Origin of the sequence: Streptomyces sp. NPDC059787, from assembly GCF_042732315.1 — a bacterium.
In the GTDB taxonomy this organism is placed as follows: domain Bacteria; phylum Actinomycetota; class Actinomycetes; order Streptomycetales; family Streptomycetaceae; genus Streptomyces; species Streptomyces atrovirens.
In genome coordinates this window covers 19,813-40,081 of record NZ_JBHWHX010000012.1, presented here as the reverse complement: position 1 = coordinate 40,081, position 20,269 = coordinate 19,813, and the positions used below count along the sequence as shown (strand labels likewise).

Here is a 20,269-nt window from a genome sequence, read left to right as displayed (position 1 = left end):
GACGCCTCCTCTCCCCGGCACACGCTCACAGTCGTCGGCCGATGCGGGACGCGACTCGGGTGAGCCGGAACCAGTAGAAGCCGTGGCCCCCGAGGGTCAGCAGGTACGGCAGTTCGCCGACGGCCGGGAAGCGCACCCCGCCGAACAGCTCGACCGGGTGCCGTCCGTCGAACTCGCGCAGGTCCAGCTCGGTGGGCTGGGAGAAGCGGGAGAAGTTGTTGACGCAGAGCACCAGGTCGTCCTCGTACTCGCGCAGGAAGGCGAGGACGGCCGGGTTGGAGGACGGCAGCTCGGTGTAGGAGCCGAGGCCGAACGCCGGGTTCTGCTTGCGGATCTCGATCATCCGGCGGGTCCAGTGCAGCAGCGACGACGGGGAGGCCATGGAGGCCTCGACGTTGGTGACCTGGTAGCCGTAGACCGGGTCCATGATGGTCGGCAGGAACAGCCGGCCCGGGTCGCTGGAGGAGAATCCGGCGTTGCGGTCCGGCGTCCACTGCATGGGGGTCCGTACGGCGTCGCGGTCGCCGAGCCAGATGTTGTCGCCCATGCCGATCTCGTCGCCGTAGTAGAGGATCGGCGAGCCCGGCAGGGAGAGGAGCAGGGCGGTGAAGAGTTCGATCTGGTTGCGGTCGTTGTCCAGCAGTGGCGCGAGCCGGCGGCGGATGCCGATGTTGGCGCGCATGCGGGGGTCCTTGGCGTACTCCGCCCACATGTAGTCGCGTTCCTCGTCGGTGACCATCTCCAGGGTCAGCTCGTCGTGGTTGCGCAGGAAGATGCCCCACTGGCAGCCCGACGGGATGGCCGGGGTCTTGGCGAGGATCTCGGAGACGGGGTAGCGGGACTCACGGCGCACGGCCATGAAGATGCGCGGCATGACCGGGAAGTGGAAGGCCATGTGGCACTCGTCGCCCCCGGCGGCGTAGTCGCCGAAGTAGTCGACGACGTCCTCCGGCCACTGGTTCGCCTCCGCCAGCAGCACCGTGTCCGGGTACTGGGCGTCGATCTCCTTGCGGACCCGCTTCAGGAAGGCGTGCGAGGCGGGCAGGTTCTCGCAGTTGGTGCCCTCGGCCGCGTAGAGGTACGGCACCGCGTCCAGCCGGTAACCGTCGATGCCCAGGTCCAGCCAGAAGCGCAGGGCCGCCAGGATCTCCTCCTGCACGCGCGGGTTCTCGTAGTTGAGGTCCGGCTGGTGGGAGAAGAAGCGGTGGAAGTAGTACTGCCCCCGCACCGGGTCGTACGTCCAGTTGGAGGCCTCGGTGTCGACGAAGATGATCCGCGCGTCCGGATAGCCCTTGTCGTCGTCGGCCCACATGTAGAAGTCGCCGTAGGGGCCGTCGGGGTCCTTGCGGGACTCCTGGAACCACGGGTGTTCGTCGCTGGTGTGGTTCATGACGAAGTCGATGATCACGCGCATCCCGCGCTGGTGCGCCGCGTCCGCGAACTCCACGAAGTCGGCGAGGTCGCCGAAGTCGGGGAGGACGGCGGTGTAGTCGGCCACGTCGTAACCGCCGTCACGCAGCGGGGACTTGAAGAAGGGCGGCAACCAGAGGCAGTCGACGCCCAGCCACTGCAGGTAGTCCAGTTTGGCGGTCAGACCCTTCAGGTCGCCGATGCCGTCACCGTCGCTGTCCTGGAAGGAGCGGACGAGCACCTCGTAGAAGACGGCACGCTTGAACCACTCCGGATCCCGGTCCCTGACCGGTGTGTCCTCGAAGGTGTCCGGCACCGGCTCGTTCACGGTCATGACGTTCCTGGCCCTCCGTTTCGCTGTGCGGCGGGCGGTCTCGGTACGTGCAGGACATGCGCGGGAGCCCGCCCCGGCTCCAGCCGCACGTAGTTGGCGCTGCCCCAGTGGTAGGTCTCGCCGGTGAGCTCGTCGCGCACCGGTACCGACTCGTGCCGGTCCAGGCCGAGTTGCGGCATGTCCAACGAGACCGTGGCCTCCTGGGGGTGATGCGGGTCGAGGTTGGCGACCACGAGCACGACATCGGAGCCGCTGCGCTTGCTGTACGCGATGACGGAGTCGTTGTCCGTCCGGTGGAAGCGGAGGTTCCTGAGCCGGTGGAGCGCGGGGTGTGCGCGCCGGATGGTGTTGAGCCGGGTGATGAGGGGGGTGATGGTGCGGCCCTCGCGTTCGGCGGTCTCCCAGTCCCGGTGTCTGAGCTGGTACTTCTCGGAGTGGAGGTATTCCTCGCTGCCGTCGCGCAGGGGGGTGTTCTCGCAGAGTTCGTAGCCGCTGTAGATGCCCCAGGTGGGGGAGAGGGTGGCGGCCAGGACGGCGCGGACCTCGAAGGCGGCACGTCCGCCGTGCTGGAGGTAGGCGTGCAGGATGTCGGGGGTGTTGACGAAGAAGTTGGGCCGCATGTAGGAGGCGGCCTCCCCCGACAGTTCGGTGAGGTACTCGGTCAGTTCCTGCTTGGTGGTGCGCCAGGTGAAGTAGGTGTAGGACTGCTGGAAGCCGATCTGGGCCAGGGTGTGCATCATCGCGGGGCGGGTGAACGCCTCGGCCAGGAAGATCACGTCGGGGTCGGCGCGGTTGATCTCGCCGATCACCCGCTCCCAGAAGACGACCGGTTTGGTGTGCGGGTTGTCGACGCGGAAGATCCGCACCCCCGTGTCCATCCAGTGCCGCAGCACCCGGACGGTCTCGGTGACCAGGCCGTCGAGGTCGGCGTCGAAGGCGATGGGGTAGATGTCCTGGTACTTCTTCGGCGGGTTCTCCGCGTAGGCGATGGAGCCGTCGGGGCGGTGGTGGAACCACTCCGGGTGCTTGTGCACCCAGGGGTGGTCCGGGGAGCACTGCAGCGCGAAGTCGAGGGCCACCTCCAGCCCCAGCTCACCGGCCCGGGCGACGAACCGGGCGAAGTCCTCCGGGGTGCCCAGGTCGGGGTGGACGGCGTCGTGGCCGCCCTCCGGGGAGCCGATCGCCCACGGCACGCCGACGTCGTCCGGGCCGGCGCCGAGCGTGTTGTCGGGGCCCTTGCGGTGGGTGGTGCCGATCGGGTGGATCGGCGGGAGGTAGACCACGTCGAAGCCCATCGCGGCGATCGCGGGCAGGCGGCGGGCGGCGGACTCGAAGGTGCCGTGCGGCCGGGCGGGGGTGCCCTCGGAGCGGGGGAAGAACTCGTACCAGGCCCCGTACAGGGCCCGCTCGCGTTCCACCAGCAGCGGCAGCGGCTCACTGCTGGTGACCAGCTCCCGCAGCGGATGCCGGGCCAGCACCGCGTCCACCTCCGGCGTCAACGCCGCCGCCAGCCGGGTGGCACAGGGCAGGGAGTCGTCCCGCAGGGTCTCGGCCGCGGCGAGGACCACGGCCTGCCCGTCGTCCGGCGGAACCCCGGCGGCCGCACGCTCGTGGAGGTCGGCGCCCTCCTCCAGCACCAGTCCGGTGTCGATGCCCGCCGGAACCTTGATGCCGGCGGTCCTGCGCCAGGTGGTCACGGGATCGCCCCACGCCTCGACACGGTAGATCCACCGGCCCGGGCCGTCCGCGACGACCTCCGCGCCCCACCGGTCACTGCCGGGCGCGAGCTCCCGCATCGGCGTGAACGGCCCCGGACGTCCCTCGGGGTCCTTCAGCACCACGTTGGCGGCGACCGCGTCGTGGCCCTCCCGGAAGAGCGTGGCAGTGACCTCGAACGTCTCGCCCACGACGGCCTTGGCCGGCCGCCTGCCGCAGTCCACGGACGGCCGGACGTCCCGTACCGGGACACGGCCGATGGTCCGGGTCGTCTTCATGGGTCTGTGCACCTCCGCCGTGCTCGACGCCCGGGCGGACGCCCGGGCGTGGGACCAAACAGCGGCGGGAAGGTCACTGCCTTCCCGCCGGGGAGCGCCGCTCGACGGCCGGCGGTCCCCGTCGGACCGCGGCCGCCGGACGGGACGTGTCGTTCTGTTCCTGCAGATAGGTGACGAGGGTGGTGCGCAGATACCGTTCGGCGGCGTCCGCCGCCTCCCGCGCGCAGCGCTTGCCCATCAGCACGCAGAGGGTGTAGCCGGCGTCCTCGAAGGTGGCCCGTACCGTGTGATCGGTCGGGGCCGCCAGCATCACGCGTTCCCAGGCCCGGTACCGACGCAACTGCCGGGCAACTTCGGCTTTGGCGGGTAGCAGCATGGCGCCGTTCACCTTTCCGGGGCTCGATTCGAGGTGCGTTGTCCCGACGGTCGGGCGGCGGCCGTGCGCGCAGCTGCACGGACCCGTAACGGCGATCGAGGTCTTCACACATGGTGCACGGGTGATGACGCAACGTCTTGTTGGATTTTCAACCACTTGAGGGGGCATGCTGTGCCGTCCTTGTCCGGATGCCGCCCCAGGAGTCACGGGTGTGCGCTCGTGTTGCACGAACGGACCAACCCCCTCACCCTGAAAAGTGACTCAGAAGCGATACCCGCTCACGTTCCGTGTTCGGGGGCTCGCCCCGCGGGGGCGAGGAGGGACGAGAGCTTCGCGTGAGGAGCCAACGACCATGAAGACCGCAGTGCCCTGCTACTACCACCTCGACGTGGAAGTCAGCCCCGAGAGGGTGGGACAGGTCAGCCGCATACTGGCCGCTCACCTCCGGTTCTGGGACCTGGAGAATCTGATGGAGCCCGTCTGCGGCGGCGCCGAGATGCTGCTGCGGGCCATCGACGAGCACGCCACCGACAAGAACACGTCGATCGAGATGTGGTGGAACGGCCAGCACCTCATCACGGCCATCGGTGACAACAACCGCGCCCTGCGCCCCGACCAGGAACTGCGCGGCTGCCTCGAGCACATCGCGGCGAGCAGCGACGGCTGGGGCTGCTGCGCCACCGAGAACGGCAGCAAGGTCATCTGGTTCTCGCAGCGCGCCCGCGCCGGCGAACGCGTCCCCCTCGTACCGACCGCGCCCGACCCGCGCGAGAGCGAGGGCCTGGACCTCCCCCGCGAGGTGAGCGTCGCCACGCTCACCGGCCGGGTACGAACGCCGGGCGGCCTCCTGGAGGAGGTCCGGTGACCCGGCGACAGAACCGGAAAGGGGCGCCCGCCTGGAGCGGGCGCCCCTACCCGCTGGGTGCGTCCTACGACGGCGAGGGCACCAACTTCGCGCTCTTCAGCGAGGTAGCCGAACGCGTCGACCTGGTCCTGGTCGACGACGACGGCCGGCACACCACCACACGGCTCACCGAGGTCGACGGCTTCGTCTGGCACGGCTACCTCCCCGGCGTCGGCCCCGGACAGCGCTACGGCTACCGGGTGCACGGCCCCTGGGCCCCGGCGGCCGGCGACCGCTGCAACCCGGCGAAACTCCTCCTCGACCCCTACGCCACCGCGGTGGACGGCCAGATCGACAACCACCCCTCGCTGTACGAGCGCGCCCCGCACGGCCCCGACCCCGCCGACAGCGCCGGACACACCATGCTCGGCGTGGTGACCGACCCGGCCTTCGACTGGGGCGACGACACCCGGCCCGGCCGCCCCTACTCCGACACCGTGATCTACGAGGCCCACGTCAAGGGCCTCACCCGCACCCACCCCGACGTCCCCGCGGAACTCCGGGGCACCTACGCCGGACTGGCGCACCCCGCGGTGGTCGAGCACCTCACCTCGCTCGGCGTCACCGCCGTCGAGCTGATGCCGGTCCACCAGTTCGTCCAGGACGGTGTGCTGCAGGGCCGCGACCTGGCCAACTACTGGGGCTACAACACCATCGGCTTCTTCGCCCCGCACAACGCCTACGCCGCCCACGGCACCCGCGGCCGGCAGGTCACCGAGTTCAAGGAGATGGTGAAGACCCTGCACGCGGCCGGCCTCGAAGTCATCCTCGACGTGGTCTACAACCACACCGCCGAGGGCAACGAGAAGGGCCCCACGCTCTCCTTCCGGGGCATCGACAACTCCTCGTACTACCGCCTGGTGGACGGCGACTGGCGTCACTACTACGACACCACCGGCACCGGCAACAGCCTGCTGATGCGCCACCCCTACGTCCTCCAGCTCATCATGGACTCGCTCAGGTACTGGGTCACCGATATGCACGTCGACGGCTTCCGCTTCGACCTCGCGGCCACCCTGGCCCGCCAGTTCCACGAGGTGGACCGGCTGTCGGCGTTCTTCGACCTCATCCAGCAGGACCCGGTGATCAGCCGCGTCAAGCTGATCGCCGAACCCTGGGACGTGGGTGAGGGCGGCTACCAGGTGGGGAACTTCCCCCCGCTGTGGTCGGAGTGGAACGGCCTGTACCGGGACGCCGTACGGGACTTCTGGCGCGGCGAGGAACACACCCTCGGCGAGTTCGCCTCCCGGCTGACCGGCTCCTCCGACCTGTACGCGCACCACCGGCGCCGCCCCCGCGCCAGCGTCAACTTCGTCACCGCGCACGACGGCTTCACCCTGCGCGACCTCGTCTCGTACAACGACAAGCACAACGAGGCCAACGGCGAGCACAACCGGGACGGCGAGAGCGGCAACCGGTCCTGGAACTGCGGCGTGGAGGGCACCACCCGCGACCCGGCCGTGCTCGAACTCCGCGCCCGCCAGCAGCGCAACTTCCTCGCCACCCTGCTGCTCTCCCAGGGCATCCCGATGCTCTCCCACGGCGACGAACTGGGCCGCACCCAGCGCGGCAACAACAACGCCTACTGCCAGGACAACGAGATCAGCTGGATCGACTGGCGGCTCACCGGCGAACAGCGCGAACTGCTGGACTTCACCCGGAGGCTCATCTCGCTGCGCCTCGCCCACCCCGTGCTGCGCCGCCGCCGCTTCTTCCGGGGCGAGACCGTGCGCCACGCCGACCAGCCGCTGCCCGACCTGGTGTGGCTGCTGCCCGACGCGCAGGAGATGACCGACGACGACTGGCAGCGCTCCGACGCCCACTCGGTCGGCGTGTTCCTCAACGGCGACGCCATCGCCGAACCCGGCCCGCGCGGCCGGCGCCTGGTCGACGACTCCTTCCTGCTGCTGCTCAACAGCCACTGGGAGCCCGTCGGATTCCGCCTGCCGCCCGTCTCCTACGGCGAGCGCTGGACGGCCCTGATCGACACCGCCGACCCGGAGGGCACCCCCGACGAGGCGGAGCACAAGGCCGGCACCACCCTCACCGTGGGCCCCCGCGGTCTGGTCCTGCTGTCCCGCCCCTCCCGTACGCCGGAGTGACCGGCGGGTTCTGCGAGGCGTCAGCGCTCGCTGCGTGACGTCACCGTGAACTGGGCGCCCTCGTTGTCGCGGAGCACGGCCTCGTCGGCGCCCAGGGAGAGCACACTGCCGCCGTGCCGCTCCGCGGCGCGGGCACAGGCGGCCACGTCCTTCACGGCGAAGTGCACCTGCCAGTGCGGCCGGACCGTCGGGTCGGGGGCCGACTCCGCCGCCCCCGACTCGATCCGCGCCACCACGTCCCCCTCGCTGCGCAGCACCACTTCCTCGCCCTCGTACTGCACCTCGACGCAGCCCGGTTTGTCGGACGCCCAGTCGAAGACCCCGCCGTAGAAGATCGCGGCGTCGAAGGCGTCGCGGGTGTGCAGCCGGATGAACGCGAGCTGCGCGCGGCGCCAGGTGGGCCAGTCGCTGAACAGCTCGCCCTCCCAGACCCCGAACGTCGCCCCGTCCCGGTCGGCCAGCAGTGCCGCGCGTCCGGGAGGCAGGGAGATCGGGCCGACCGCCGTGGTGCCGCCGCGCTCCTGCACCCGCCCCGCGGCCTCGTCGGCGCTGCGCACCGCGAAGTACGGCGTCCACGCCACCGCCATCTGCCACATGCCGGCGACGTCGGCGATCCCGGCCACCGGCCGGCCCTCGGACAGGGCGATGCGGAACCGGTCGCCGAGGCGCACCGGGCGCCACTCCCAGTCCAGCACGGCCCCGTAGAACTCCTCGGTCGTCTTCATGTCACGGCTGGTCAGGCTCACCCAGCAGGGCGCCCCGAACACGGAGTGCGTCGAGACGACGTCCGTCGCGCCGGCGGGGGAGGGCATGTCGTGGTTCATGGCAGTCGCGTCCTGATCTCGTCGGCCTGGCAGCCACCCGGATGGCACCAGTGTCCGCCCGGTACCCCTCCGGGCGCCTGCCGAGTACCCCGGCGGCGGCACCGAAACGGTGGCCCCGCCGCCCCGGGCCACCCCGGTGGCGCAGGGCGGCCGCAGTGGCGACGATGGATGGATCGGACACTGGGTGAAGGCACTCAAGCACTGTGCGAAGGCACTATGAGAGCGGCACACCGGACCCGGAGGTGACCATGCCCACGGACGGGGGCGCCGACCGTATCCTCCAGTTGGAGGAAGAAGTCCAGCAGTTGAAGGACGCGGTCGTCTCGCACGCGGTGGTGGACCAGGCGATCGGCATGATGGTCGCGCTCGGGCGGGTCTCGCCCGACCAGGGCTGGACCGTGCTGAAGGAGGTCTCCCAGCGCACGAACATCAAGCTCCGCAACGTGGCCGACCTGATCCTCGTCTGGGGACGCACCGGGCTCCTGCCGGCGGAGGTGCGGACGGTGCTGGAGGAGGTCCTGGACCGGCTCGGTCCCACCCAGATCCCGGGCGCGCCGCCGGAGGGCTGACGCGTCCCGCGGAGCCCGTCCCGCTCAGCCGGCCTCGGCCCCGGTGAACAGCTCCTCGCGCAGATGGGCGAAGCAGCCGCTGAGCAGACGGGAGACGTGCATCTGCGAGATACCGAGCTGCTCGGCGATGTCGCTCTGCGTCATCCCCCGGAAGAACCTCAGATAGAGGATGAGCCGCTCACGTTCCGGCAGCGCCTCCAGGCAGGGCCGCACCGCCACCCGGTCGACGACGGTGTCGTAGGCCGGATCGGGGCCGCCGATCGCGTCGCCCAGGGCGTAGCCGTCGGTGCCCGGCATCTCCGCCTCCAGCGACAGCGCGGAGAAGCACTCCAGGGCCTCCATCCCGGTGCGCACCTCGCTCTCGGTCAGCAGGGTGTGCGCGGCGATCTCGGCGACCGTGGGAGAGCGGCCCGGAGTGGTCTGCGCCAGCTCCTTCGCCGCGTGCCGCACACGGTTGCGCAGGTCCTGGACCCGGCGCGGCACGTGCAGCGTCCACATGTGGTCGCGGAAGTGGCGCTTGATCTCGCCGGTGATCGTCGGCACGGCGTACGCCTCGAAGGCGTTGCCGCGCGCCGGGTCGTAGTGGTCCACCGCCTTGACCAGACCGAGGGCCGCCACCTGGTACAGGTCCTCCAGGGCCTCACCGCGGCCCCGGAAACGGACGGCGATGCGCTCGGCCATGGGCAGCCAGGCCGTGACCAGCGCGTCACGCAGCATCCTGCGTTCGGGCCCTTCGGGGAGCCGGGCCAGGCGTGCGAAGTCCCCTGCCGTGTCGGGGGCGTCGTCGTGGGGGTGCTGCTTCCTGGGACTGACGGTACGCATCACGCGCACCTCCCTGAGCGGGGTGCCGGATGGACAGAACCCGTGGGAAGCGGCGGCTCGGACCACGACAGGCCCGCGGCCGGCGAAGCGGTTCCCACGGACGTGCCTCCTGTCCGAAGCACTGAGAACTCCCTTCCCCGCGATCCGTCATTCCAAAACGTTTCCCGGAATTCTGCGGAGAAAATCACAGGAAAGCGCACAGTGTGAAATCGAGTGAATTCACGGCGTGAAATTCCCCGCCGCGGGGCGGGCGGCTCCGGACCGGCCCGTCCCCGCCGTCACGGACCGCCCGGACGGCGCGCCGGTGATCACGGCGCCGGACGTGATGTGCGGCACGCCCTCGCCGGCCGCCGGCCGGCCGGCCGGGGGATTCCTCCAGCGCAGCGCTTGATCACCGCTCAGATCGGGCGAACCGCCTGACCAGAGCGCATTCCGCTCATTTGACAGTGCGCCGAGGCCACAGATAGGAAACAGCGGACAGAAGTCGAGAGGTGCACTGTGTACGAGCCGAACGTGGTCGGGGACTGGCAGGAGTACGACGAGCATGCCGGTCTGCGGGTCCGCGTCCACCGTCTGGAATCCGGCGAACCGCCGAGGGGACGGGACGACGCCGCCGAGGGGCTGGCGTACTTCAGTGTCCGCGTGACCGTCGAGAACCGTGGCGACCGGCCTTTCTCCATTCACGTCGAGGACGGCCAGATCGACGTACGGACCGGCCCCGACGGTGAGAGCGCGTTCATCGACTGGCGCAATTCGCAGTTCATCGAGGGATTCGACGTCTACCCGCTGCGCCGCGCCACCGCCGTCCTCTACGCGGCCGGCCCCGAGGCGGCCCTGAGCCAGGTCGACGTCCAGGTCCAGCTGCGCGTCGACGAGGAGTGGGCCGGGCGCCGGCTGTGGGCGGGCGGCATCGGCGTGCACGAGGGGCCCGCGGGGGCGCCCGCGGGCGCGTGCCGGGAGAGCCTCGCCCAGCAGGTGAGCGTCTTCCTGCAGGAGCAGGCGGAGGAAGGCACCGCCTGAGCGTCGCGTCAGTGCGGGATGCCGTCGATGATCTCGCGGGCTCCCTGACGCAGCAGCGCCACGGCGACCGAGGTGCCGAGCGTGGCCGGGTCGAGCCGTCCCGCCCACTCGTGCGCGTTCAGCCGGGTCTTGCCGTCCGGGGTGAAGACACACGCCTGCAGGGACAGTTCGCCGCCGCGGTTCACCCGCGCGTAGCCGGCGATCGGGCTGTTGCAGTGCCCCTGCAGCACGTGCAGGAACATGCGTTCGGCGGCGGCCTCGCGATGGGTGTCCGGGTGGCCGAGGGCGCCGACCGCGTCGATCAGGCCGGTGTCGCCCTCACGGCACTGCAGCGCGAGGATGCCCGCGCCGATGGGCGGCATCATGGCCTCGGGGGAGAGCACCTCGCTGATCACGTCGGCGCGGCCGATGCGCTCCAGGCCGGAGACCGCGAGCAGCAGGGCGTCCGCCTCCCCGGCGGCGAGCTTCGCCAGCCGCCGGTTGGCGTTGCCGCGCAGCGGCACGCACCGCAGATGCGGGTGGGTGGCGGCCAGTTGGGCGACCCGGCGCACCGAGGAGGTGCCGATCCGGGTGCCGGGCGCGAGTTCGTCCAGGGTGAGGCCGTCCGGGTGCACGAGGGCGTCGCGGATGTCGTCCCGCTTCAGGAACGCGGCGAAGACCGTGCCCGCCGGGAGCGGCCGGTCGGCGGGCACGTCCTTGACGCAGTGCACGGCGAGGTCCGCCTCACCGGCGAGCAGCGCGGCGTCCACCTCCTTGGTGAACGCGCCCTTGCCCTCCACCGCCGACAGGTCGCCGAGCCACTTGTCCCCGGTCGTCTTCACCGGTACGACCTCGGTGCGCACACCGGGACGGGCGGCGGCCAACTCGGCCCGGACGCGCTCCACCTGGGCGAGCGCCATGGGCGAGTCGCGGGAGACGATACGGATCAGTTCGGGGGCGGACATGCCGACACCATAGACCCTCGAAGGGGCCCGCCCGTGCCGGGACGCCGAACGGCGCCCCGGCGTCAACGAGCCGTGCGCGGTCAGGCGTTCGGGTCGAAGGGGATGCCGGAGGGCTTGGCCGCGGCGAGGTGGGAGGCGAAGCTGCCGTCCTTCAGGCCGAAATGGGCGCTGCCGAAGTCGTACGAGCTGAGCTTCTCGCGCAGTCCCGCCGGGTAGCCGTTCCAGCCGACCAGCGTCGGGTACTGCCAGCTGCCCCTGTGGTTCTCCGGCGGCTCGTCGCCCGAACTCGCGAGGCGGAAGCAGTGGGTGCCGATGCCGTCCTTGTGGTACACGATCTTCGGATGCGTGCCGTCGAAGCGGACCGCCGACCGCGCGTGGACGGTGAAGGACCCGTGGTTGGACGTGGACACGTACTGCGCGGTGTCGTTCTGCACCCAGACCACGACGTGCTCCCAGTCGTGGCGGTGCCCCCCGAGACCGACGCCCGGCAGGGCCTGGTCCTTCTCGAAGTACAGGCCGTAGAGGACGGCGCACCAGCCGTTGTTGCACTTCGAGCGGGAGTAGCCGTTGGTGTTGTCCAGGTCCGAGGCGTCACGGCAGTTGCCGTTGAGGGCGCCGGTCGGGTTGAGGCCGGTGTTGACGGAGCCGTCCGGGCCGATCGCCGCCGTCGGGTAGCAGCCGTCGGTGTCGTAGTCGTAGGCGGGCTGGTACGTCCGCTCCAGGGCGTCCGCGTCGGCCGGCAGGGCGGGAGGGGGTGCGGCGAAGGCGGTGGCGGGGAAGGCGATGACGAGCGCGGCCGCGCCGGCGAGGCCGGTCAGCCATCTCCTGCGGTGCGTTCGGAACGTGCTCGACGGCACTGCGTCCTCCTCGTGGTCCGGGCGCAGCCAACGGCTGTGGGGGGATGGGGAGTTCAGCATCCCGGTTGGACGTATACATGCCAAGAGGGCGCAGGGGTACCGCTGGTGAAGCGCGGCCCAACACTTGCCGCGCCGGGCCCCGGATCGCGCCGGGGCGCCGGCCGCCGCCTCCTCGGGTGCGGCCGGAGCGGCCGACGCGGCACGCCTTCCGGGGTGCGGGAGCCGTGACGGGCCTCGCCGGCCGGGGCCGTGGGCCCGGTGCCGGGGACGACGGCCGGCGGCCGGGCCCGGGGTGCCGGCCGTGGTCTCCCGCCCGGACCGGGCGCGCGGGACGGCCGTGCCGTCCTGGTGAGGGGGGCCATCGCCCGCCGGCTGTGGGAGCGCGGGCGATTGATTGAGTTACGCAATGAGATGGTAAAGTGCGGCGCATGTCCACACCCGACGTCCCCGCCCCTGAGGAAGTGGCCGAGATCGAGCGCGCGCTCCACCGCCTCACCTACCTGAGCACGCGCGCACGCCAGCACGAGCGGCTGATGGCCCTGGCGGGTGTGCCGCTGGACCGGGCCGCCGTCGCACTGCTGCGGCAGATGGCGGACACCGAGCCGATGCGGCCGGGGGAGCTGGCCGCCCGGCTGGGTGTGGAGGCCTCGCACGTCACCCGCACGGTGCAGCAGCTGCAGAAGTCCGGCCATGTCACCCGCGTCCCGGACCCCGACGACCGCCGCGCCCAGCGCATCGAGCTCACCGGGGCCGGCCGGGAGGCCATCGCCCGGATCCGGGAGACGGGGGTCCGCGGCATGCAGGCGGCCCTGGCCGACTGGTCGCCCGACGACCTGCGGCAGCTCGCCACCCTCTTCCACCGCATGGTCGACGACTTCCTCGCCTATGCCGCCGAGGAGCCGGAACCCGCCCGCGGCGCCTGACGGCGGGCCCCGTGGCCGGTGTCGCACGGTACTTACCGTCGGGTAATATCGCGCGGCAGGTCATCAGAGGAGGAACCGTGTCCCGGTCCGAACGCTCGCCCCTGCTGCTCGCCGGCCTGCTGGCCGTCGCGGGCGCCGCCCACTTCGCAGCCCCCCCGCCAGTTCGACCACATCGTGCCGCGCTCCCTGCCCGGCTCGCCCCGGACCTGGACCCATGCCAGCGGCGCCGTCGAACTCGCGCTGGCTGCGGGGCTGGCGCTGCCCCGCACCCGCAAGGCCGCCGCGCTGGCCTCGGCGGCCTTCTTCGTCGGCGTGTTCCCCGCCAACGTGAAGATGGCCGTCGACTGGCGGCACCGTCCCGCCCCGCAGAGGGCCGCGGCCCTCGGCCGGCTGCCCCTGCAGGTGCCGCTGGTGCTGTGGGCGCGCGGCGTCGCCAAGGGCGCGGAGGGCAGGTCGTGAGCGGGCGGGTGGAGAAGGGCGACACGGCCCCGGACTTCGCGCTCCCGGACGAGACCGGCACCGTCCGCCGGCTCTCGGAGCTGCTCACCGAGGGGCCGGTGGTGCTGTTCTTCTACCCGGCCGCGCTGAGCCCCGGCTGCACCGCGCAGGCCTGCCACTTCCGCGACCTCGCCGCCGAGTTCGCCGCGGTGGGCGCGCGGCCGGTGGGCATCAGCGCGGACGCCGTCGAACGGCAGGCGGAGTTCGCCGGACGGCACTCCCTCGGCATGACCCTGTTGTCCGACGCCGACGGCACGGTCCGTGAGCGGTTCGGCGTGAAGCGGGGGATCGCCCTGGCGCCGACGAAACGGGCCACCTTCGTCATAGGCCGGGACCGCACCGTCCTGGAGGTCGTGCGCAGCGAACTGCGGATGAACACCCACGCGGACCGGGCGCTCGCCGCGCTCCGCGCGTAGCACGCCCGGGCGGACCTCGCGGTTGATACAGGCCCGTAATGGGATGATCCTGGACGAATGGATGACGCCTCCGCCGCGATGGTCGTCGATGCCCGCGGCATCGTGACGGGGTGGAGCGAGGGCGCCCGGCGGCTGACCGGACACCCGGCCGAGGAGGCCGTGGGACGGGCCGTACGGGCGCTGCTCGCCGAGGACACACCGTCCGGCACCGCGCCCCTCCTCTCGGGCCCGGTCACGTTGCGTCACCGCGACGGCCGTTCCGTACCGGCCCGGCTCACGGTCCGGCCCCTGCGGGGCGCCCGGGGCGCCCCGGCCGGACACCTGATCACCGCCGAACCGTCCGACGCGGCGGAGACCTCCCTGGCCGCGCGGGCCTTCCAGCAGGCGTCCCTGGGGATCTCGGTCGTCGGCCCCGACCTGCGTTACCTCCTGGTCAACGACACCGCCTGCCGGCTGCTGGGCGAGCCGCAGGAGAGCCTCGTCGGCCGGTCCTGCCTGGAACCCATGGAGGACGACGAGTACACCCGCGGCCTGGCCCGGCATCTGCGCCGGGTCGCCGAGACGGGCGAGTCCCTGCACTACGAGATCTACAGCCAGGCCCCCACCCAGCCCCACCCGCACGCCTGGAACATGGAGATGTGGCCGGTGGCCGGGCCCTCCGGCGAGTCGGTGGGCACCGCCCTCGCGGCGTTCGACAGCACCGAGCAGCACCGGGCCCGGCGGCGGCTGGCGCTGCTGAACGAGGCCGCGACCGCCATCGGCACCACCCTGGACGTCGTCCGCACCGCCGAGGAACTCGTACGGGTCCTGGTACCGGCGGTCTCCGACTTCGCCGCCGTCGACCTGCTCGACTGGGTCCTCGGCGCCGACGAACCACCGGCCCGGGCCGGCACCGGGGTGGTGCTGCGCCGGGTGGCGCACGGCTCCGCCACCGAGGGCGCCCCCGAGGCGGTCGTACGCCTGGGCCAGACGGACTTCTACCCGCCCTGCTCCCCGCCCGCGCGGGCACTTCGGGAGAGCAGGGCCGTGCTCGCCCGCGCCGGTGAGGCGGACTTCGACCGGTGGATGGCCGAACGCGGCGCGACCGCCCCGGCCGCACGCATCCACTCCCTGCTGGCCGTGCCGCTGCGCGCCCGCGGCACCACCCTCGGCGTCGCGGTCGCCGTCCGCAACATCCACCCCGAGGGGTACGCCGACGACGACGCCGCGCTCGCCGAGGAACTCGCCAGCCGCGCCGCCGTCTGTGTCGACAACGCCCGCCGCTTCGCCCGTGAACGCACCACCGCGCTGACCCTCCAGCACAGCCTGCTGCCGAAAGGGCTGCCCGGACAGGCCGCCGTCGAGGTCGCCCACCGCTATCTGCCCTCCGCGTCGGCGGCCGGCATCGGCGGCGACTGGTTCGACGTCATCCCGCTGGCCGGCAGCCGGGTCGCCCTGGTCGTGGGTGACGTCGTCGGCCACGGCATCCCCTCCACGGCCACCATGGGCCGGCTGTGCACCGCCGTACGCACCCTCGCCGACGTGGACCTCCCGCCCGACGAACTCCTCACCCACCTCGACGACCTGGTCATCCATCTCGCCGCCGAGGGCGGGGACGTCGCCGAGCTGGGCTCCACCTGTCTGTACGCCGTCTACGACCCCGTCTCCCGCCGGCTGACCGTGGCCGCCGCCGGGCATCCCGCGCCGGCGCTCCTGCTGCCCGACGGGACCTGCCGGCTCATCCGTGTGAACGCGGGCCCGCCGCTGGGCGTCGGAGGGCTGCCGTTCGAGGCGACGGAGCTCCAGCTGCCCGAGGGCTCCGTCGTCGCGTTCTACACCGACGGCCTGATCGAGGACCGCGACCGCGACATCGACCGCGCCACCGACGAGCTGTGCCGTGCCCTGGCGGCGCCCGCCGACTCGCTGGAATCCCTGTGCGACGGCGTGCTGAAGGACGTACTGCCGCAGGAGCCCGGCGACGACGTGGCGCTGCTCCTGGCCCGCACCCGGGCCCTGGGCGCCGATCAGGTCGCCACGAGGGACGTACCGCCGGACCCCGAGGAGGTGGCCGCCGCCCGGCAGTGGGCCGGTGAACGGCTGGCCGCGTGGGGGCTGGACGAGATCGCCTTCGTCACCGAACTCGTCGTCAGCGAACTGGTCACCAACGCCATCCGGTACGGCGTGCCGCCCGTCCAGCTACGGCTGATCCGCGACCGCACCCTGATCTGCGAGGTCGCCGACGCCAGCTCCACCTCACCGCATCTGCGCCGCGCCCACGCCTACGACGAGGGCGGACGCGGACTGCTGCTGGTGGCCCAGCTCACCCAGCGCTGGGGCAGCCGCCAGACGGACGGCGGCAAGACGATCTGGGCGGAACAGCCGCTGCCGCAGCCGTGATCCGCCGCGCGGCCCCCGCCGGACTCCGCGGCGGCCCGGGCGCGGGTCCGGCCGGAGCGAGCCGGCCGCCCCGCCGCGGACCGGAGGCACCGCGGCCCCCGGCACCCCCCTCGGCCGCCCGGACGAGGAGCCGTGCCTCCCCGCGCCGCCGTCGCCGTCCGCGCCGCGGAAGCGCGCGAGGGCGTACTCGCCGTGCGGCTTCGGTCCGTGCGGCCGGAACGCGGCGTGGCCGAGCGGCTCGTACGTGCCGTGCCCACGGAGGACCGTGCGGCCGCCGTACTCGCCGCCCGGGCTCACGCCCTCGGACTCCTCGTGCGCCGGCGGCCGGCCTCCGTGGGCACGGCGAGCCGCTCGGTCCTTCCCGTTCTTCACCGCCGCCCGCGCGGGCGCCGGGCGCCCGGTCAGAACTCCTCGTGCGCCTCCGGATCCCCGCCGATCCGCCGGTGGGCGCGGTCGGCGATGGTCCGCATCTGGGCGGCGTCCAGTTCGAAGCCGAAGACGTCGAGGTTCGCGCGCTGCCGCTCGGGGTCGGACGACTTGGGGACGGGCAGCGCGCCCAGCTGGACGTGCCAGCGCAGCACCGCCTGGGCCGGGGTGACCCCGTGCGCCTCGGCGACGGCGGCCACGGCCAGGTCGTCCAGGAGCGTCGAGCCACGGCCGAGCGGGCTCCAGCTCTCGACCAGCACGCCCTTGCCGGCGTGGTACGCGCGCAGTTCCTCCTGCGGGAAGAAGGGGTGCAGTTCCACCTGGTTGACCGAGGGCAGCACCCCGGTCTCCTTCTCCAGCCGCTCGATGTGGGCGGGCGTGAAGTTGGAGACGCCGATGGACCGGACGAGCCCGTCCTGGCGCAGCTTGACCATGGCCTTCCAGGAGTCGACGTACTTGTCGACGCGGGGGAGCGGCCAGTGGATCAGGTAGAGGTCGACGTACTCCAGGCCGAGCCGGGCGCGGGACTCCTCGAAGGAGGCGAGGGTCTCCTCGTAGCCGTGGTGCCGGCCCGGGAGCTTCGTCGTCACGACGATCTCCTCGCGCGGGACGCCGGCCCGGGCCACGGCGCGGCCGACACCGGTCTCGTTGCGGTAGTTGGTCGCCGTGTCGACGAGGCGGTAGCCCGTCCGCAGGGCCTCGGCCACCGCCCGCTCCGCCTCGGCGTCGTCCATCGGCCAGGTGCCCAGGCCCAGGGCGGGGATCGTGGTGCCGTCGTTGAGGGTGTGGCTCGGGATGCTGCTCACCAGGGTGCCTTCCCGTTGAGAGTGTCGTCCTCCCAGCGTCGGGGACGAAGGGGTCAATGATCAACCGGACGGGTAGGGAGACCGGTGGGACGACCGACGGAGGGGGGAGCGCATGACGACGCACGGGGACGGCACGGGGGAGGACACGGCGGTGGAGGTGCGTCCGGTCGCCGGGCACATCGGGGCCGAGATCACCGGTGTCGACCTCGCCGGTGACCTCGACGACGCCGTGACCGCCGCCGTCAGGGCGGCGGTGCTCCGCTGGAAGGTGGTGTTCTTCCGCGGCCAGCGCCTCGACCACGCCGGACACGTGGCACTGGCCCGCCGCTTCGGCGAACCGGTCGTGCTGCCCCGGCGCGGCAAGGCCTCACCGGCGGACTTCCCCGAGATCGAGACCACCGCCGACCGGCTGGAGCTCGGCGGACGCTTCGGCATGGAGCACGACGAGTGGCTGCGGCGCCGCCGCCACACCCTGCTGCGCGGCTGGCACTGCGACCACGGCGCCCGCGTCGACCCGCCGGCCGCGACGATCCTGCGCGCCGAGACCGTCCCGCCCTACGGCGGCGACACCACCTGGTCGAACCTGGCCGCGGCGTACGCCGGACTCTCCGCCCCGGTGCGGGAGTTCGCCGACCGGCTGCGCGCCGAGCACCGGCTGGGGGTCGGCTACCAGCCCCGCCCCGGCGACGACGCCTATCTGCGCCATCTGCTGGACCGCCAGACCGCCTCCGAGCACCCGCTGGTGCGCGTCCACCCGGAGACCGGGGAGCGGGTGCTGTTCGTCAACGGCTACTACGTCGAGCAGATCACCGGCCTGTCCCGCCCCGAGAGCACGGCCGTCCTCCAGATGCTCCTGGAGCAGGCCACCCGGCCCGAGTACACCGTGCGGTTCCGCTGGGAGCCGGGCAGCGTGGCCTTCTGGGACAACCGGGCCACCATCCACCTGGCCCCGAGCGACACCGCCCACCTCGACCACCCGCGGATCATGCACCGGGTGATGCTCGCCGGTGACGTACCCGTCGGCGTGGACGGCCGGCCCTCGCGGCCCCTCACCGGTACCGCCCCCGGCCGCTGGTAGCTCACTTCAGCGGGATGGTCACCTCGTCCTCGACCGGCGGGGCGACCTCCTGCGCGCGGTGGCCGGTGGCCGCGTGACAGCGCAGCCGGATCGCCTCCGGGCTCACGTCCAGCCGCAGGAAGCACTTGAAGAACGGCGGGCTGTAGGTGGCCGAACCCGGTGAGAACAGCGACGTGTAGGCCTTGCGCACGGGCAGCCGCAGCCGCTTGCCCCGGTCGGGCCGGCGGCCGGTGCCGAGCAGCCCGGCGACCAGCCGTGTCCGGCGGGTGACGCGGACCGGTGCGCCGGGCGCACGGGTGGGCCCGATGCCGAGGCGTTCGGCGATCACGGCCATCGCCTCGGCGTCGGTGAGGGCGAAGAAGCGGCGCAGCCGCAGCCGGCGCCCGTAGAGCTTGCTGTAGAAGGCGAGGGAGTCGCCGCGCAGCGGATAGCAGCGGAAGTCCCGCTCGGTGACACCGGCGACGTCCACCCGGGGGATGGTGTGGGTGGCGTGCGTGAACGCCCCGCCGCCGCCCGCCACCACGTACTGCAGGGTGCGGCCGTCGTCCAGCCGTACCGGGTAGCGCTGGTAGTTGTGGATGTCGCCGCCTATCGCGGCCACGTAGTGGTGACCGGGGTCGCGGACGATGTCGTCGACGGTGCCGCCGCCCTCGATCGGGCACGGGTGGTGCTCGCCGTCCACGTACAGGGGCGAGCCCGTGACGAGGATCTTCGGGCGCGGACCGCGGGAGACCTCGCGCAGCCACGCGCCCTGCTCGGCGTCGACCGTGCCCAGCAGTCCCGTGTCGATGCCGACGATCCGCACCGGCCCGGCGTCGATCGCCCAGTACGGCCCCGGCTGCACCGCCTGCTGGGCGGGCGCGGACCGCATCTCCCGCGCCTCGTCCAGGCGCCCGCCGTCCCCGGCGCGCGGCCGGTGCCACAGCAGGGAGCGCAGCCAGGCGCGGGTGAGCGGGCGCGGCCGGGGACCGGGCGGCAACGGCGGGGCGTCGCCGCAGAAGACGCGCATGAAGCCGCCGAGGTCCTCGTACCAGTCGTGGTTGCCCGGTATCGCGTATATCGGGGCCCGGTAGTCCCGGTACGGGCGGAAGAACTTGGTGCCGTAGTCGTCGGCGCTGCCCACCGGGTAGATCACATCGCTGGCGAGCACGGCGAAGGCGGTGTCCCGGCCCTCCTGAAGCAGCCCGGGCACCACCGCGTACTGGGGCTCGCCGCCCTCACCCGTGTCACCGATCACCAGGAACGAGAACCGGTCCGGATCGTCACGCCGGATCACCTTGTCGGCGGGTGCGCCGGCCGCCTCCCGCTGGGCCACCCAGCGCCCGCGGGTGTCTCCCGTGGGGTCGCCGAACCAGGAGGCCAGGACCCCGTTGCGGGCGGCCCACAGCATTCTCGGGTCGAGCCAGGAGATCTTCTCGACCTGGTTCGGCATCAGCCGCCGGTACGCACCGCGTTCAGCGGTGCCCCAGCCGGCGCCCTCGGCGGTATCACGTGAGGAGTCGGACACCGGTGCACCGTAACAACGGTGCGGTGGGCGGCCGGAGAGCGGGGTGCCGGCGGATCCCCGTCGTACGGCACCGAGTTGGGGAC

General features: G+C 72.4%; 17 protein-coding genes and 1 pseudogene. 9 read left to right on the top strand and 9 right to left on the bottom strand.

What is annotated here, in order from left to right:
- Nucleotides 1-25: 25 nt before the first annotated feature.
- The 3 genes from treS to ACFV5H_RS13865 form a co-directional block, all read right to left on the bottom strand.
- Nucleotides 26-1,744 (bottom strand): maltose alpha-D-glucosyltransferase, encoded by a 1,719-nt coding sequence (gene treS / locus ACFV5H_RS13875; RefSeq protein ID WP_385194783.1) that lies wholly within the window; start codon nucleotides 1,742-1,744, stop codon nucleotides 26-28.
- Nucleotides 1,741-3,738: an alpha-1,4-glucan--maltose-1-phosphate maltosyltransferase gene (locus tag ACFV5H_RS13870; protein ID WP_385194780.1), complete on the bottom strand. Its 1,998-nt coding sequence runs from the start codon at nucleotides 3,736-3,738 to the stop codon at nucleotides 1,741-1,743. Before ACFV5H_RS13870 ends, treS begins: the two co-directional genes overlap by 4 nt.
- A gap of 73 nt (nucleotides 3,739-3,811) precedes the next feature.
- Complete coding sequence (locus ACFV5H_RS13865; RefSeq protein ID WP_385056166.1) at nucleotides 3,812-4,114, bottom strand: DUF5133 domain-containing protein; 303 nt, start codon at nucleotides 4,112-4,114, stop codon at nucleotides 3,812-3,814.
- Nucleotides 4,115-4,466: 352 nt separating this feature from the next.
- On the opposite strand from ACFV5H_RS13865, the gene ACFV5H_RS13860 reads away from it, so the two are divergent.
- Both ACFV5H_RS13860 and glgX read left to right on the top strand, forming a co-directional pair.
- Entirely contained in the window at nucleotides 4,467-4,979 is a 513-nt protein-coding gene (locus tag ACFV5H_RS13860) for a pep a2 (protein ID WP_381231475.1), read from the top strand.
- Nucleotides 4,976-7,120, top strand: a complete 2,145-nt coding sequence (gene glgX / locus ACFV5H_RS13855) for a glycogen debranching protein GlgX (protein WP_385194777.1) — start codon at nucleotides 4,976-4,978, stop codon at nucleotides 7,118-7,120. The genes ACFV5H_RS13860 and glgX overlap by 4 nt, the downstream gene beginning before the upstream one ends.
- A 20-nt stretch (nucleotides 7,121-7,140) precedes the next feature.
- Here glgX and ACFV5H_RS13850 read toward each other — a convergent pair whose 3' ends face one another.
- A complete protein-coding gene (locus ACFV5H_RS13850; RefSeq protein ID WP_385194775.1) occupies nucleotides 7,141-7,944 on the bottom strand; it encodes a VOC family protein in 804 nt (267 codons plus the stop codon).
- 242 nt (nucleotides 7,945-8,186) lie between these two features.
- Here ACFV5H_RS13850 and ACFV5H_RS13845 point away from each other — a divergent pair, with 242 nt between their 5' ends.
- A complete protein-coding gene (locus ACFV5H_RS13845) occupies nucleotides 8,187-8,513 on the top strand; it encodes an ANTAR domain-containing protein (RefSeq protein WP_385056246.1) in 327 nt (108 codons plus the stop codon).
- A 24-nt stretch (nucleotides 8,514-8,537) separates the two neighbouring features.
- On the opposite strand, the gene ACFV5H_RS13840 is transcribed toward ACFV5H_RS13845, so the two are convergent.
- Nucleotides 8,538-9,335, bottom strand: a complete 798-nt coding sequence (locus ACFV5H_RS13840; protein ID WP_385056174.1) for an RNA polymerase sigma factor SigF — start codon at nucleotides 9,333-9,335, stop codon at nucleotides 8,538-8,540.
- Between the two features lie 498 nt (nucleotides 9,336-9,833).
- On the opposite strand from ACFV5H_RS13840, the gene ACFV5H_RS13835 reads away from it, so the two are divergent.
- Nucleotides 9,834-10,355, top strand: coding sequence for a hypothetical protein (locus tag ACFV5H_RS13835; RefSeq protein WP_385194772.1), 522 nt, complete (start codon nucleotides 9,834-9,836; stop codon nucleotides 10,353-10,355).
- 8 nt (nucleotides 10,356-10,363) lie between these two features.
- On the opposite strand, the gene hemC is transcribed toward ACFV5H_RS13835, so the two are convergent.
- Both hemC and ACFV5H_RS13825 read right to left on the bottom strand, forming a co-directional pair.
- The gene (gene hemC, locus ACFV5H_RS13830) at nucleotides 10,364-11,299 is read right to left on the bottom strand and encodes a hydroxymethylbilane synthase (protein WP_385056180.1); all 936 of its coding nucleotides are present in this window, start codon (nucleotides 11,297-11,299) and stop codon (nucleotides 10,364-10,366) included.
- A gap of 80 nt (nucleotides 11,300-11,379) precedes the next feature.
- A complete protein-coding gene (locus tag ACFV5H_RS13825) occupies nucleotides 11,380-12,156 on the bottom strand; it encodes an NPP1 family protein (RefSeq protein WP_385056182.1) in 777 nt (258 codons plus the stop codon).
- 428 nt (nucleotides 12,157-12,584) lie between these two features.
- Here ACFV5H_RS13825 and ACFV5H_RS13820 point away from each other — a divergent pair, with 428 nt between their 5' ends.
- The 4 genes and pseudogenes from ACFV5H_RS13820 (at nucleotide 12,585) to ACFV5H_RS13805 (ending at nucleotide 16,369) form a co-directional block, all read left to right on the top strand.
- Entirely contained in the window at nucleotides 12,585-13,079 is a 495-nt protein-coding gene (locus tag ACFV5H_RS13820; protein ID WP_385056185.1) for a MarR family winged helix-turn-helix transcriptional regulator, read from the top strand.
- A gap of 77 nt (nucleotides 13,080-13,156) precedes the next feature.
- Nucleotides 13,157-13,538 (top strand): annotated as a pseudogene (locus ACFV5H_RS13815) (MauE/DoxX family redox-associated membrane protein).
- The gene (locus tag ACFV5H_RS13810) at nucleotides 13,535-13,993 is read left to right on the top strand and encodes a peroxiredoxin (RefSeq protein ID WP_385056192.1); all 459 of its coding nucleotides are present in this window, start codon (nucleotides 13,535-13,537) and stop codon (nucleotides 13,991-13,993) included. The pseudogene ACFV5H_RS13815 and the gene ACFV5H_RS13810 overlap by 4 nt, the downstream one beginning before the upstream one ends.
- A gap of 57 nt (nucleotides 13,994-14,050) precedes the next feature.
- Nucleotides 14,051-16,369, top strand: a complete 2,319-nt coding sequence (locus tag ACFV5H_RS13805) for a SpoIIE family protein phosphatase (protein WP_385194769.1) — start codon at nucleotides 14,051-14,053, stop codon at nucleotides 16,367-16,369.
- Nucleotides 16,370-16,770: 401 nt separating this feature from the next.
- Here ACFV5H_RS13805 and ACFV5H_RS13800 read toward each other — a convergent pair whose 3' ends face one another.
- The gene (locus tag ACFV5H_RS13800; protein ID WP_385056196.1) at nucleotides 16,771-17,601 is read right to left on the bottom strand and encodes an aldo/keto reductase; all 831 of its coding nucleotides are present in this window, start codon (nucleotides 17,599-17,601) and stop codon (nucleotides 16,771-16,773) included.
- A 112-nt stretch (nucleotides 17,602-17,713) separates the two neighbouring features.
- Between ACFV5H_RS13800 and ACFV5H_RS13795 the strand changes: the two genes are divergently transcribed.
- The gene (locus tag ACFV5H_RS13795) at nucleotides 17,714-18,679 is read left to right on the top strand and encodes a TauD/TfdA dioxygenase family protein (RefSeq protein ID WP_385056198.1); all 966 of its coding nucleotides are present in this window, start codon (nucleotides 17,714-17,716) and stop codon (nucleotides 18,677-18,679) included.
- 1 nt (nucleotide 18,680) lies between these two features.
- On the opposite strand, the gene ACFV5H_RS13790 is transcribed toward ACFV5H_RS13795, so the two are convergent.
- Nucleotides 18,681-20,186, bottom strand: a complete 1,506-nt coding sequence (locus ACFV5H_RS13790) for a metallophosphoesterase family protein (RefSeq protein ID WP_385194766.1) — start codon at nucleotides 20,184-20,186, stop codon at nucleotides 18,681-18,683.
- Nucleotides 20,187-20,269 lie beyond the last annotated feature (83 nt).

Excerpts from the sequence above, each read along its gene's own strand:
- ACFV5H_RS13865 (WP_385056166.1), bottom strand. The coding sequence starts at position 4,114 with ATGCTGCTACCCGCCAAAGCCGAAGTTGCCCGGCAGTTGCGTCGGTAC.
- ACFV5H_RS13820 (WP_385056185.1), top strand. The coding sequence starts at position 12,585 with ATGTCCACACCCGACGTCCCCGCCCCTGAGGAAGTGGCCGAGATCGAG.
- ACFV5H_RS13840 (WP_385056174.1), bottom strand. The coding sequence starts at position 9,335 with ATGCGTACCGTCAGTCCCAGGAAGCAGCACCCCCACGACGACGCCCCC.
- ACFV5H_RS13795 (WP_385056198.1), top strand. The coding sequence starts at position 17,714 with ATGACGACGCACGGGGACGGCACGGGGGAGGACACGGCGGTGGAGGTG.
- ACFV5H_RS13850 (WP_385194775.1), bottom strand. The coding sequence starts at position 7,944 with ATGAACCACGACATGCCCTCCCCCGCCGGCGCGACGGACGTCGTCTCG.
- ACFV5H_RS13805 (WP_385194769.1), top strand. The coding sequence starts at position 14,051 with ATGGATGACGCCTCCGCCGCGATGGTCGTCGATGCCCGCGGCATCGTG.
- treS (WP_385194783.1), bottom strand. The coding sequence starts at position 1,744 with ATGACCGTGAACGAGCCGGTGCCGGACACCTTCGAGGACACACCGGTC.
- ACFV5H_RS13860 (WP_381231475.1), top strand. The coding sequence starts at position 4,467 with ATGAAGACCGCAGTGCCCTGCTACTACCACCTCGACGTGGAAGTCAGC.
- ACFV5H_RS13870 (WP_385194780.1), bottom strand. The coding sequence starts at position 3,738 with ATGAAGACGACCCGGACCATCGGCCGTGTCCCGGTACGGGACGTCCGG.
- hemC (WP_385056180.1), bottom strand. The coding sequence starts at position 11,299 with ATGTCCGCCCCCGAACTGATCCGTATCGTCTCCCGCGACTCGCCCATG.